Source organism: Mesorhizobium sp. WSM4310 (genome assembly GCF_007003935.1).
Lineage (GTDB): Bacteria > Pseudomonadota > Alphaproteobacteria > Rhizobiales > Rhizobiaceae > Mesorhizobium.
The window spans coordinates 177,705-189,776 of the sequence record NZ_VFTA01000007.1 but is presented as its reverse complement, the minus strand read 5'-3'; the positions used below and the strand labels follow the sequence as shown (position 1 = coordinate 189,776).

General features: G+C 64.5%; 12 protein-coding genes. 6 read left to right on the top strand and 6 right to left on the bottom strand.

Going from position 1 to position 12,072, the window contains the following annotated elements:
- Window positions 1-7: 7 nt before the first annotated feature.
- The gene (rirA, locus tag FJV80_RS10940) at window positions 8-469 is read right to left on the bottom strand and encodes an iron-responsive transcriptional regulator RirA (protein ID WP_142876346.1); all 462 of its coding nucleotides are present in this window, start codon (window positions 467-469) and stop codon (window positions 8-10) included.
- 366 nt (window positions 470-835) lie between these two features.
- Between rirA and FJV80_RS10935 the strand changes: the two genes are divergently transcribed.
- The 3 genes from FJV80_RS10935 to FJV80_RS10925 all read left to right on the top strand — a co-directional run bounded on the left by FJV80_RS10935 (window position 836) and on the right by FJV80_RS10925 (window position 3,419).
- Window positions 836-2,131, top strand: coding sequence for a DUF445 domain-containing protein (locus tag FJV80_RS10935; RefSeq protein ID WP_142876345.1), 1,296 nt, complete (start codon window positions 836-838; stop codon window positions 2,129-2,131).
- Between the two features lie 103 nt (window positions 2,132-2,234).
- A complete protein-coding gene (locus tag FJV80_RS10930; protein ID WP_142876344.1) occupies window positions 2,235-2,663 on the top strand; it encodes a phasin family protein in 429 nt (142 codons plus the stop codon).
- Between the two features lie 258 nt (window positions 2,664-2,921).
- Window positions 2,922-3,419, top strand: a complete 498-nt coding sequence (locus FJV80_RS10925) for a MaoC family dehydratase (RefSeq protein ID WP_095772891.1) — start codon at window positions 2,922-2,924, stop codon at window positions 3,417-3,419.
- Between the two features lie 137 nt (window positions 3,420-3,556).
- Here the strand turns inward: FJV80_RS10925 and FJV80_RS10920 are convergent, their stop codons facing one another.
- The gene (locus FJV80_RS10920; protein WP_142876343.1) at window positions 3,557-5,017 is read right to left on the bottom strand and encodes an MFS transporter; all 1,461 of its coding nucleotides are present in this window, start codon (window positions 5,015-5,017) and stop codon (window positions 3,557-3,559) included.
- Window positions 5,018-5,145: 128 nt separating this feature from the next.
- On the opposite strand from FJV80_RS10920, the gene FJV80_RS10915 reads away from it, so the two are divergent.
- Window positions 5,146-6,036, top strand: coding sequence for a LysR family transcriptional regulator (locus tag FJV80_RS10915; RefSeq protein ID WP_095790961.1), 891 nt, complete (start codon window positions 5,146-5,148; stop codon window positions 6,034-6,036).
- Between the two features lie 2 nt (window positions 6,037-6,038).
- On the opposite strand, the gene FJV80_RS10910 is transcribed toward FJV80_RS10915, so the two are convergent.
- Window positions 6,039-7,457 carry a PLP-dependent aminotransferase family protein gene (locus FJV80_RS10910; RefSeq protein WP_142876342.1) on the bottom strand — a complete coding sequence of 473 codons (1,419 nt, stop codon included), beginning with the start codon at window positions 7,455-7,457 and terminating at the stop codon, window positions 6,039-6,041.
- Window positions 7,458-7,563: 106 nt separating this feature from the next.
- Between FJV80_RS10910 and FJV80_RS10905 the strand changes: the two genes are divergently transcribed.
- A complete protein-coding gene (locus FJV80_RS10905) occupies window positions 7,564-8,427 on the top strand; it encodes a DMT family transporter (RefSeq protein ID WP_142876341.1) in 864 nt (287 codons plus the stop codon).
- Between the two features lie 20 nt (window positions 8,428-8,447).
- On the opposite strand, the gene FJV80_RS10900 is transcribed toward FJV80_RS10905, so the two are convergent.
- From FJV80_RS10900 to FJV80_RS10890, 3 genes are all read right to left on the bottom strand, one after another.
- Window positions 8,448-9,488, bottom strand: coding sequence for a zinc-dependent alcohol dehydrogenase family protein (locus FJV80_RS10900; RefSeq protein ID WP_142876340.1), 1,041 nt, complete (start codon window positions 9,486-9,488; stop codon window positions 8,448-8,450).
- Window positions 9,489-9,793: 305 nt separating this feature from the next.
- Window positions 9,794-10,444 carry a maleylacetoacetate isomerase gene (maiA, locus tag FJV80_RS10895; protein ID WP_095790965.1) on the bottom strand — a complete coding sequence of 217 codons (651 nt, stop codon included), beginning with the start codon at window positions 10,442-10,444 and terminating at the stop codon, window positions 9,794-9,796.
- 10 nt (window positions 10,445-10,454) lie between these two features.
- Entirely contained in the window at window positions 10,455-11,153 is a 699-nt protein-coding gene (locus tag FJV80_RS10890; RefSeq protein ID WP_142876339.1) for a fumarylacetoacetate hydrolase family protein, read from the bottom strand.
- Between the two features lie 225 nt (window positions 11,154-11,378).
- Between FJV80_RS10890 and FJV80_RS10885 the strand changes: the two genes are divergently transcribed.
- A complete protein-coding gene (locus FJV80_RS10885; protein ID WP_064984109.1) occupies window positions 11,379-12,062 on the top strand; it encodes a response regulator transcription factor in 684 nt (227 codons plus the stop codon).
- The last annotated feature ends 10 nt before the right edge of the window (window positions 12,063-12,072 follow it).

The following is a 12,072-nucleotide window of genomic DNA, read 5'->3' as shown; positions in this document are numbered from 1 at the left end:
GACTTGCTCAGGCGGCCGGGGCGCGGCGTTCCAGCATGTCGATGCCGAGCAGGTTGCGCACATTCGGCCTTGCCGCCACCATGTCGGCGATGGTGTAGCGCGCGAGCACGCCGAAGAAGGCGTTGAGGGCCTCGCGCAGCGCCGAATTCAGCGCGCAGCTGTCGACCAGCGGGCATTCGGCGGCATCGTTCTCAAAGCATTCGGCCATGGCAAAGCTTTCCTCGGTCACGCGCACGACGTCGAAGAGGCTGATCGCCTCGGCGGCGCGGCCAAGCCGGACGCCGCCATTCCTGCCGCGCACCGTCTCGACCAGTCCGTTCTCGACCAGCGGCTGCAGGATCTTGAACAGGAACAGTTCCGACACCGAATAGGCGGTCGCGATTTCGGGAATGCGGCTCAACCGGTCATTGTTGGCGGCGCAATACATCAGGATGCGCATGGCATAGTTGGTCTGGCGTGTAAGCCGCATTTCGTCCTCACTAGGCGCCGGCGCGGTTCAACCACGCCTGATTCCTGAAACTTGGCCGCCGCGGTTCTGGTCCCGGAATTTCGGATTCGACGCGCTAGCCTTGACCCGAATATGGCCTATACCTTGGAACAATTCCAGACTAGCCGGGCATCATAGATGAATATTCTCGTCAACTTTATGTGCGCGGCCCTGCAAAACGAGGGGAAAACCGGCTGCTACGGGCATTCCGGCTGATGAAACCCTAGATAGGGCCGAGATCGACAAGAGGTCGACCAGAGATCGACAAGAGGTCGACCAGAGATCGACAAGAGGTCGACCAGAGGTCGACAAGAGGTCGACCAGAGATCGACGAGGAGCAGTTCATCCATGTCCCAATCGGCTTCGTCCTTGGCGCCTGTCCGTTTCGATACTGACGCGACCGCCAAGCTCTCGGCGTTGCGTCGCACCAAATTCATCGCCACGGCCGCGCTGGCGCTTTGCGTGCTGGTGTTCGCCTTGGCCAAGTCGTTCGAGAGCTCCCATCCATGGCTGGGGTTTGTCGCAGCCTTCGCCGAGGCGGCGACCATTGGCGGCCTTGCCGACTGGTACGCGGTGGTGGCGCTGTTCAGGCGGCCGCTTGGATTGCCGATCCCGCACACCGCCATCATCCCGGAAAACCAGAACCGCATCGCCGACAATCTCGGCCGCTTCATCGAGGCCAATTTCCTGGCGCCGGAACCGGTGCGGGAAAAGCTTGCCGAGGTCGATTTTGCGGCACTCGTCGCCGACTGGCTGACCAATGCCGAACGCGCCGCCGGCCTGTCGCGCTTCGTCGTGCGGCTGGTGCCGCAGACACTTGCCGCCGTCGAGCAGTCCGGTCTGCGCGGCTTCGTCACCAGCCGCATGCTCGAGCAGATCGAAAAAGTGCCGCTGGCGCCGCTGGCGGCGGAACTGCTGTCGGCGCTGACCGACGACCGCCGTCATCAAAAGCTGTTCGACGAGTTCATCAAGGTGGTCGGGCGCTTCCTCAACGACGAACAGGCCCTGGCGACGATGCGCGAGAAGATCCGCGAGGAGCTGCCGTCGCTGTTCAACCTGTTCCGCGCCGACGCCTATCTCCTGAAGAAGATCGTCGCCTCGGCGGGCTCCTTGCTTGACGAGGTGCGGGCCGATCCCGACCACCCGATGCGCGCCGAGTTCGACCGTTTCGCGCAAGGCTTCGTCGAACGGCTGCGGACGTCCAAGCAATATGCAAAGCGTGCCGAGAAGATGAAGCACGATTTCCTCGCCCGACCCGAAGTCAGGGCGCTGGCCGGTGACATGTGGGAGAGCCTCAGCCTGTTCATCGAGCAAGATGCCAAGGCGCCGAATTCATTGATCCGCGCTCATCTCGCCAACATGTTCGTCGAGGTCGGCCGCCATCTCGCCGGCGATGCGCAGATCCGGGCCGATATGAACCAGGGGTTCGTCGTGGCGCTGGCCTCCTTCGTCGAAAGCCAGAAGAGCGGCGTGTCGAAATTCATCGCCGATCAGGTCAAGCGCTGGGACCTGGCGCAATTGACGCGGCTGATCGAGATCAACATTGGCCGGGACCTGCAATATATCCGCTTCAATGGCATGATCATCGGCGGGCTGGCGGGTATCGTGCTCTATACGATCGAGCTGCTGCTCCCGGTCAATTGATGCGCATCGATCGTCGGGCCCGTCTTCGAAATGGACAGGCTGCAGCCGAGTGCTATGCTCCCTGCGAGGGCACCCGCATCCGCGGCAAAGGGGAGAAGACAGCATGGCCAAGCTACCGCAATCCGATTCCTTCATGGGTATGTTCGGCAGGTTCGGCCGCGACCTGAAGGTGCCCAATGTCGATGTCGAGGCGATCCTTGCCCATCACCGCAAGAACCTCGAAGCCTTGGAGAAATCGGCGCGAGCCGGCGCCGATGGCGCGACCTCGCTGTTGTCGAGGCAGCGCGAAATGCTGCAGGACACGCTGCTCGAAATTGCCGACATGGCGCAGAGCTACCGGGCGCCGGGCAACCCGCAGGACCTGATGGCCAAGCAGACGGAGTTCGCCAGGAAATCCTTCGAGGCCGCGCTCAAGAATGCCGGTGAAGTGGCTGAACTGGCTCGCAAATCCGGAACCGAATCGATCGAAATCCTGCGCACGCGCATCAAGGAGGCGATGGAGGAAATCCGCGCCGGCTACGGGCAGAAATAGGCTTCCGCGGCCTGTCGTTTCGTCTTCGGCGGGACATGCCGGTTTGCAATTTCGCAACCCTGCGCATAGTTGCATCCGCGCCACGTTATTGGCGTCGGCGCCGCTGGAAGGTCCGAAAATCCGAATTCGGCCTGCCATTGCGCGGCAAGGCATGGCACGGTTCAGCCGGAATTCGACGGAACCGATTCACAAGGGGTGAATTGACAGGAGCCATCCGTTCGTGGTCCGGAGGCACGGCAAGCGATCGGGAAAGCAGGAATGAACGAAGTACGGCCTAAAACGCCGCCGACCTATGAGCAGCTGAGAACGATGTCCGGGCAGGAACTCGGCGTCTCGGAATGGACCACGGTCGATCAGGACCGTATCAACCAGTTCGCCGAATGCACCGGCGACCACCAATGGATCCATGTCGACCCTGAGCGCGCGCGGCGGCAAAGCCCGTTCCGCACCACGATCGCGCATGGCTATCTGACATTGTCGATCATCGGCGCGTTGGCGCTCGGCATGGGCATAGTGCCGGAAAACACCCAGGCCGCCTTCAACTATGGCTTCGACAAGGTGCGTTTCCTGGCGCCGGTCAGGGTCGGCGCCCGCATCAGGCTGCGCACCGTCCTGCTTTCCATGGAAGACAGGGGGCCCGGCCAGTATCTGATGAAGGCAGCCAACACCGTAGAGATCGAAGGCGAGGAAAAGCCGGCGCTGACGGCCGAAACGCTGGTCATGCTCTATGAGCGCCGCAAACGGGCAGGGGCCTGAGCGTTCGCCCAAGCCCGCCGCCGGTTCCCATACTGCTGCCCCAAATTGACGTTGCAGGCATCCGCCTGCGCGCCGTTCAGTAGCAGCCCGGAATCGGCCCGGCAACCTTAGGCAGCACCGGCGAACGTCCAAATGGATCAGGCTATCCCGGGCTGGATACGGCCAGCAAAGCGCAGCAAGAACAGCGCGAGCAGCAGTGCCGCCAGCGCCAGGACCGTTGCCGTCTCAAAGGTGATCTGCATGCCTCGGGCGGCCGCGCCGGCGCTCAGAACATCCTGTCCTGTTCCTTGGCGAGCGCCGTTGGATGCAACCGCGAAGATGGCGCCCATCAGGGAAGCGCCGGTGACGAGGCCGAGATTGCGCGACAAATTGAGCAGGCCCGAAATGACGCCGCGCTCGCCGGCGCCGACACCGCTCATGACGGCCGCATTGTTGGACGTCTGGAACAGGGCGTAGCCGAAGCAGGTGACAGTGATGGGAACGACATAGCTGGCAATGCCGAGTTTCGTCATGGCGAGCGACAGCAGGAAGGTGCCCGTGGCGAGGCTGGTGAGCCCGGCGATCATCATCCGGTGGGCTCCGAAGCGATCGGAGAGCCGTCCGGCCAGCAGTGCCGACAGGGTCGAGACAAGCGGCCCGGTCGAAAGCACCACGCCGACCATTGCCGCATCGAGTCCCAATCCACGCGACAAATAGAACGGAGCGACCACCAGGGTCGCCATCATCACCGTGGCGACGATGAGGCTCATAACCAGGCTGGCGCTGAGCCGCGGATCCCTGAAGCTGGCGAGTTGGACTAGGGGGTTCTTCACCCGCTTCTGGGCGATGGCGAATAGACCGATGCCGAGAGCGGTGGCGGCCAGCAGGCCGATGTTGAGTGCACCGAAATGGCCCCGGCCAAGCGTCATGGCCAATGCATAGGCGGCCAGCGTCAGCGCCAACAGGACAGTGCCCATCGCGTCAAACTTGCCTTGAGCGGCCTGCGCGTTCTTGTTGCCGGTTGGCAAGGCGCGCCAAGCGAGGGCGAAAGTCAGGAGGCCCAGCGGGACATTGACCAGGAAAATCGCGCGCCACCCGAGGCCGGCGATCAGCAGGCCGCCGAGCGACGGACCGAGCGTCGTGCCGATCGCCGACATGGCGCCCAGCAGGCCCATGGCGCTGCCGGTCCGTTCCTTGCTCACCGTCTCGGCGACAAAGGCCAGCGTCAGCGCCATCATCAGCGCCGCGCCAAGCCCCTGCACGGTCCGTGCGGCGATCAGCAGCCAAAGCGTCGGCGCCAGGCCGCAGAGCACCGATGCCGACGTGAACACAGCGATGCCGCCAAGCAGCAGCGGCCGGCGCCCGAACATGTCGGCCAGCCGCCCGGCGCTGACGATCAACGTGGTGATAGCGAGGAGATAGGCCAGAACCACCCATTGCACGGCCTGGAACGACGCCCCGAACGTCTGCATCAGCGAGGGCAGCCCGACGCTGGCAATGCTGGTTCCGAGCGACGACAACAGCGTGGCGAGCGACAGGCTTGCCAGCGCCCAGCCGACCGATTGCTTCTGTTGCGAGGCTGATATCAGCCTTTCCCGATCTTGTGCGGCGACTGCCATGCGATCTCCTTTCCGTTCGCTCCGAAAGCGGAGCCGATGGAGATCTAATCTTGCGGATGATATGGCGGAAGGCGCAGCATTTGCATCATATCAGTGCATGAAACGCCACATCATGCTAAGATCCGCCAATGACGACGCCCGATCTCAACCTGCTCTTTGCTCTCGATGTGCTGCTGGCGGAAGGCAGCGTGGCCCGCGCGGCACGCCGTCTGCGTCTCAGCCCCTCGGCGATGAGCCGGACATTGGCGCGGCTGCGCGACGCAACGGGCGATCCTTTGCTGGTCCGTGCCGGCCGCGGCCTGGTGGCGACGCCGCGCGCGGAGGAATTGCGCCGCCAAATCAGTCCTGTCGTCCAGGAGGCGGAGGCGCTGCTGCGCCCTGCCGAATTGCTTGATCTCTCAACCCTGGACAGGGTCTTCACGCTGCGCACCAATGAAGGCTTCGTCGAGGAGTTCGGGCCTCGCCTGGTCGCCCGCATCGAGGCCGAAGCGCCGGGGGTGCGGCTGCGTTTCGCGCCGAAGTCCGACAAGGATGTGATGTCGCTGCGCGACGCGGCGATCGACCTGGAAATCGGGGTTGCCGGCGAAACCGGACCCGAAGTGCGCATCCAGGCGCTGTTTCGCGACCGCTTCATCGGCGCTGTCCGATCAGGCCATCCCTTGAGCGAAGGCACGGTGACGCCCGAGCGCTATGCGGCGGGCCGGCACATCAGTGTTTCGCGGCGCGGCCGCGAGAAAGGACCGATCGACGAGGCGCTCGGCGCGCTTGGGCTGCAGCGGACGGTCGTCTGCATGGTCTCGGGTTTCTCGGCCGCGCTCGCCATGGCGCGCGCGTCGGAGCTTATCGCCAGCGTGCCCGAGCGGCACACGGCCGGCGCGCGCGCCGGCATGCACAGTTTTCGGCTGCCGGTCACGACGCTGGAAGTCACCATTTCGATGCTCTGGCATCCGCGCCTCGATGCCGATCCGGCGCAACGCTGGTTGCGCGACTGCGTGCGGGAGGTCTGTGCGGGGCGCTGAGATCAGCGCGCCATCGCCGCCTCGAGCACCTTGAAAATCCTCTGGTCTTCGCACTGCGCGACGTTGAAGCGCAGGAAATGGCTGGCCGTCTGCGACAGGCTGAACGCATTGCCGGGCGCCAGCACGACATTGTCGGCAAGTGCCCGGCGGGCGACTTCGGCCGCGTCAACGCCATCGGGGAGCCTGCACCACAGGAACAGGCCGGCCGGCTGGTCGATCCAGGGCGTGATGCCGATCGCCTTCAGCCGGGCGCCGGTCTCGGCCATGGCGCGCGCCAGCCTGGCGCGCAGCAGATCCATATGCTTGCGGTAACTGCCGTCCTTCAGCAGGGTCAGCACCAATTCGGCGGCCAGGCGTCCGCCGCCGAAAGTGGTAGCGATCTTGAGGTCGGTCAGGCCCTCGATCCAGTCGCGGGGCGCGGCGATGAAACCGCAGCGCACCGACGCCGACAGCGTCTTGGAGAAGCTGCCGATGTGGACGACGCGGTTCAGGCCATCGAATGCCGCCAGCCTCGGGGCAGGGGCATGTTCGAAATCGGCGAAGATGTCGTCCTCGACAATGGTGAGGTCCGACTGGTCGGCGAGCTTCAGCAAACGGTGTGCCGTAACCGGCGACAGGATCGCGCCGGTCGGGTTGTGGATGGCGGAGTTGGTGATGTAGAGGCGCGGCCGGTGCTCGGCGAGCGCCTGCGCGAACAGTTCGATATCGGGCCCCGAGGGCGTGTAGCGAACGCTGACGACCTTGGCGCGGTGGGCGCGCAGCAGCGCGTGGAAATTGAAATAGCAGGGGTCGTCGACCAGCACGGTGTCGCCAGGCTCGATCAGGAACCGGCATAGGAGGTCGATGGCCTGCGTGCCCGATTCGGTCAGCATGATCTGTTCAGGCGAGACTTCGATGCCATGCCCGGCCATGCGCCGCGCCAAGAGTTGCCGCAGCGGCGGCAGCCCAAGCGGCGTGCCGTAGTCGGCAAGCGCGACATCATCGGCGCGCGCTGCCGTGCGGAGTGCGCGCCGCAGCCCGGCCTGCGGCATCCAGGAGGCCGGCAGCCAGCCGCAGCCGGGTTTCAACACCTCGTCGCCGGCGTCTAGCGACTGGCGCGAGACCCAGAGCGGATCGACGGCACGGTCGAGCCGGGGACCGATCTCGGCCAGGGACAACGGTGCCAGCGAGCCGGCGGCGTAGAAGCCCGAGCCCGGCCGGGAGCGGATCGTGCCTTCGGCGGCGAGCCGCTCATAGGCCTCGACCACGGTGGATTTGGACACCTGCATGGATTGGGCGAAGGCGCGGATCGACGGCAGCCGTGCTCCCGGCGTCAGGCTGCGCGCGGCGATCCGCTGGCGAATGGCCGCCATGACGCTTTCGACCAGAGTGGCGGCGCCCAGGGTTCGCGCGCCATCAGTTTCCAAGGTGAGGTCAGTCATCTGTACTGCTCAATATACCATTACAGTTTCGTAGAATTGTACCGCATTGTCTCTGGCCGCGCCACGGGCATCTGCCCGATAGAGGGCGAAAGCAATGGAGCCTGCAATGGACAAGACCGCGAGCGGCTGGGTGAACGGATTTGTCGGCGTGCTGATCTTCAGCGGCTCGCTGCCGGCGACGCGTGTGGCGGTGATGGATTTCGACCCGACCTTCGTGACATCAGCGCGGGCCGCGATTGCCGGACTGCTTGGCCTGGCGATGCTGCTGCTCTTTCGTGAGAAACGTCCGATGCGCGGCGACCTGGTGTCGCTGGTGATCGTGGCGCTGGGCGTGGTCGTCGGCTTTCCCTTGCTGACGGCATTGGCGCTCAAGCACATCACCTCGGCCCATTCGATCATCTTCATCGGCCTGCTGCCGCTGGCGACCGCGATCTTCGGCGTGCTGCGCGGCGGCGATCGCCCTCGTCCGGCATTCTGGCTGTTTTCGTGCATCGGCAGCGCGCTGGTCGCCGGTTTCGCGCTGGCGCAGGGCGTGACCGCCTCGCCGGTCGGTGATGGCCTGATGCTCGCCGCCGTCGTCGTCTGCGGCCTGGGCTATGCCGAGGGCGCCGCGCTGTCGCGCAGGCTTGGCGGCTGGCAAGTGATCTGCTGGGCGCTGACGCTGTCGCTGCCGATCATGCTGGTGCTGACTTTCGCGACCCTGCCGCCATCCTTTGCCGGCATCGGCTCCAACGCCTGGATCGGGCTCGCCTATGTCTCCCTGTTCAGCATGCTGATCGGCTTCGTCTTCTGGTATCGCGGCCTGGCGCAAGGCGGCATTGCGGCGGTGGGCCAGTTACAGCTGCTGCAGCCCTTCTTTGGCCTGGCGCTCGCGGCAACCCTCCTGCACGAGCAGGTCAGCTCGCTGATGGTGGTCGTCACGCTCGGCGTGGTGGCATGTGTGTTCGGGGCGAAGAAGTTCGCGCGGTAGTTCGGGAAGCGCCCCTCCGCCTAGAACTTCGTCACCACCCCAATGCCGATCCCCTCGAAACCGCCCATGGCCATCAAGGCCGCGGGCGCCTCGTCGAGGCTGATCTTCTTGCCGACCAGCAGTTCGGGCTTGAGCTTGCCGTTGCGGATCATGTCGATCATCGCCTGGTAGCGATAGGCCTGCATGCCGTGGCTGCCGAGGATTTCGAGTTCGAAGGCGATGATCTTGTCCATCGGCACTTGCGGTCGGGCGTGCTCGCCCAGCATCAGGCCGACCTGCACATGGCGGCCGCGCCGGCGCAGATTGGCGATCGAGTTGAACGAGGTGATCGGGTGCCCGAGCGCGTCCATCGACATATGCGCGCCGCCATTGGTGATCTGCTTGACCGCCTTGACCACATTCGGCGTCGTTGACGCATTGATGGTCGCCACGGCGCCGATCTTTTTGGCGAACTCCAGCTTCTCGTCGGTGAGGTCGATGGCGATCACATTGGCGCCCATCGAACTGGCGATCATGATCGCCGACAGGCCGACGCCGCCGCAGCCATGCACCGCCACCCATTCGCCGGGCTTGACCCGCCCTTGGTCGACGATGGCGCGAAACGAGGTGACGAAACGGCAGCCGAGGCTGGCGGCGGTGGCGTATTCCATCTCGTCGGGCAGGCGAACCAGATTGGTGTCGGCATGCTCTATGCCGACATATTCGGCGAACGAGCCCCAGCCGGTGAAGCCGGGCTGCGTCTGGTGCTCGCAGACCTGATGGTTGCCCGAGTTGCATTCGAAACAGCGGCCGCAGCCGACGGCAAACGGCACCGTCACGCGGTCGCCGGCCTTCCAGCGGCTGACCTGCTTGCCGGCGGCGACGACGACTCCCGCCAGCTCATGGCCCGGCACATGCGGCAAGGTGATGCCGTCATCATGGCCCATCCAGCCATGCCAGTCGCTGCGGCACAGCCCTGTCGCCTCGACCTTGATGACGACGCCATCGGCGGCCGGTTTCGGATCGGGGACGGTCTGGATCGTCGGCGCTTCGCCGAACTTCTCGAAGACGACGGCTTTCATCGGTCACTCCACCCCTGCGCGATAGATCGGTTCATCGCTTCATGGAAACGAAGAACCACTCTATCTCATTGTTTTGACGCAATCCCAGACGGAAAACCGCATCACACTTTTCCTGGAATTGCTCCGGGGAAACGATAGCCGATTCCCTGGCCGGTCAAGCGGAAATCGATTCCGCCAGCCTGACCAGTCTGCTGAACCGGCCAGGGTCAGCCGTTTTCCCGGTTGAGGAAATCCGCGAGCATTGTGTCGCCGGGCGGGCGGCCACATGATCTTCTACTCGCTCGGCGCGTCGGCAGTAGCAGCCCTTACTCCGCATCGATCTGGTTCTGCGGAGCGGCTGTCTGGAAAGCTGGCAGTGCCATGCAGGCGGCGTTGATGCGGGTGATCGTCGGGTAAGGGGTCAGGTCGACGCCGAAACGGGCGTTGCTGGTGATCTGTGCCGCCAGGCAGATATCGGCCAGCCCCGCCGCCTCGCCGTGGCAGAATGTTCCGGTCTGAGGCGAGGAAGCCAGAATCTTTTCAAGTGGCTGAAAGCCTTCGTTCACCCAGTGGCGGAACCAGTTGGTGATGTCCTGGTCGCCGGCGCCGAACAAGGTGCGCAGCGAGGTCAGCACGCGCAGATTGTTCACCGGGTGGATGTCGCAGGCGATCATCTGCGCCAGCATTCGCACGCGCGCCCGGCCAAGCGGATCCTTCGGCAGCAGCGGCGGCGCGGGCTGGATCTCGTCGAGATACTCGATGATCGCCAGCGACTGCGTCAAAAGCGTGCCGTCGTCGAGCACCAATGCCGGCACCAGCCCCTGCGGGTTGACCGCGAGATAGGCCGGCTCCAGATGCTCGCCATGGCGCAGATGATGCGGGACATAGTCATAGCTCAGCCCCTTCATCTCCAGCGCGATCCGCACCCGGTAGGAGGTGGAGGAGCGGAAGTAATTGTGCAGGACGATGTCGCTCATGGCCTGTCATTCATGATTGCGGCTGGCCGATCGTCGCTTCGATCGTGCCGATGCCGTCGACGCCGCCGGTCATCGTCTCACCCGGATTGACCGCGCCGACGCCGGCCGGCGTGCCGGTGAAGATCAGGTCGCCAGCCTGCAATTCTACGCCCTCGCTGCAGATCGAGACAATGTCGGCGATTGGCCAGATCAGCTCGGTGAGATCGGCGTCCTGCCGGACCTTGCCGTCGACGGCAAGCCAGATGCGCGCTTTCGTCGGATGGCCGGTCTTTTGTGCAGGAACCAGCGGGCCGCAAGGGGCGGAACGGTCGAAGGCTTTCGACCAGTCCCAGGGCCGCGCCGCCTTCTTGGCCTCATCCTGGAGATCGCGGCGGGTAAGATCGATGCCGACCGCGTAGCCCCAGACGTGGTCGAGCGCACGCTCGCGGGGAATGCGGAAACCGGCTTTGCCGATCGCGGCCACCAGCTCGATCTCGTGGTGCAGATTGGTCGTCAGCGGCGGGTAGGGGATGACGGTGCCGGAATCGACCACCGCGTCGGCCGGCTTGGTGAAGAAGAAGGGCGGATCGCGCTCGTCATTGCCGAATTCGCGCGCATGCGCCGCATAGTTGCGGCCCACGCAGAAGATGCGCCGCACGGCAAAGCGCTCGGCCGACCCGCTGATGGCGACGGAAGGCGTTGGCGGCACGGGAAGGACGAAGGCGGTCATGGCGGTCTCTGCATTGGATATCAGGATGATGGCGGCACCTTCGGCCGATTTCCGAGACCGGGCAAGGCGTCGCTTTTCATAAAGCACGGGCTTTGCCGGGCCGTACAAGGAATTCAGGGTCCCCATCACCTTTGCAGCGGCCTATCAACCGGCGATAGACTATTTGCTAATAATCCGGCCATGGTCGCGGGACTATGGTGTGGCAGGTAAACCGGAACGAGCCACATGACAGTACCCAACGATCGCGCCCGGTTCCTGATCATCGACGACCATCCGCTGTTTCGCGAGGCGCTGCACAGCGCCGTTCAGATGGCCTATCCGGAGGTCGACACGGTCGAGGCACGCTCGATCGCCGAGGCGCTCGATCTCCTGGCCGATGCCAAGCCTTTCGACCTTGCGCTGCTGGACCTTAGCATGCCCGACGTGCACGGCTTCGACGGGTTGCTGCAGCTCAGAACCCGCTATCCGCGCCTGCCGGTGGTGATCGTCTCCGGCTACGAGGAGCCGAGGATCATCTCCGAGGCGTTGTCTTATGGCGCGGCCGGCTTCATCCCGAAATCGGCGCGCAAGAGCGATCTGGCCGCCGCCATCCGTTCGGTGATGGACGGCGCGATCTATGTGCCGGAAACCTATGAAGGCCAGCCGGCGGACGCCGACAGCGTCGATCGCGCCGACATGGTCCAGCGCCTGTCGAAGCTGACGCCGCAGCAGTTGCGCGTGCTGCAGATGCTGCGCCAGGGCCTGCTCAACAAGCAGATCGCCTACGAGTTGCAGGTCGGCGAGACCACGGTGAAGGCGCATGTCTCGGAGATCCTGCGCAAGCTCAACGTCTACAGCCGCACGCAAGCGGTGATCGAGGTTTCGAAGCTGGATAATGCGGAGCTGTTTCGGGATCAGGCTGGGTTTTGAGCGGCGGGCG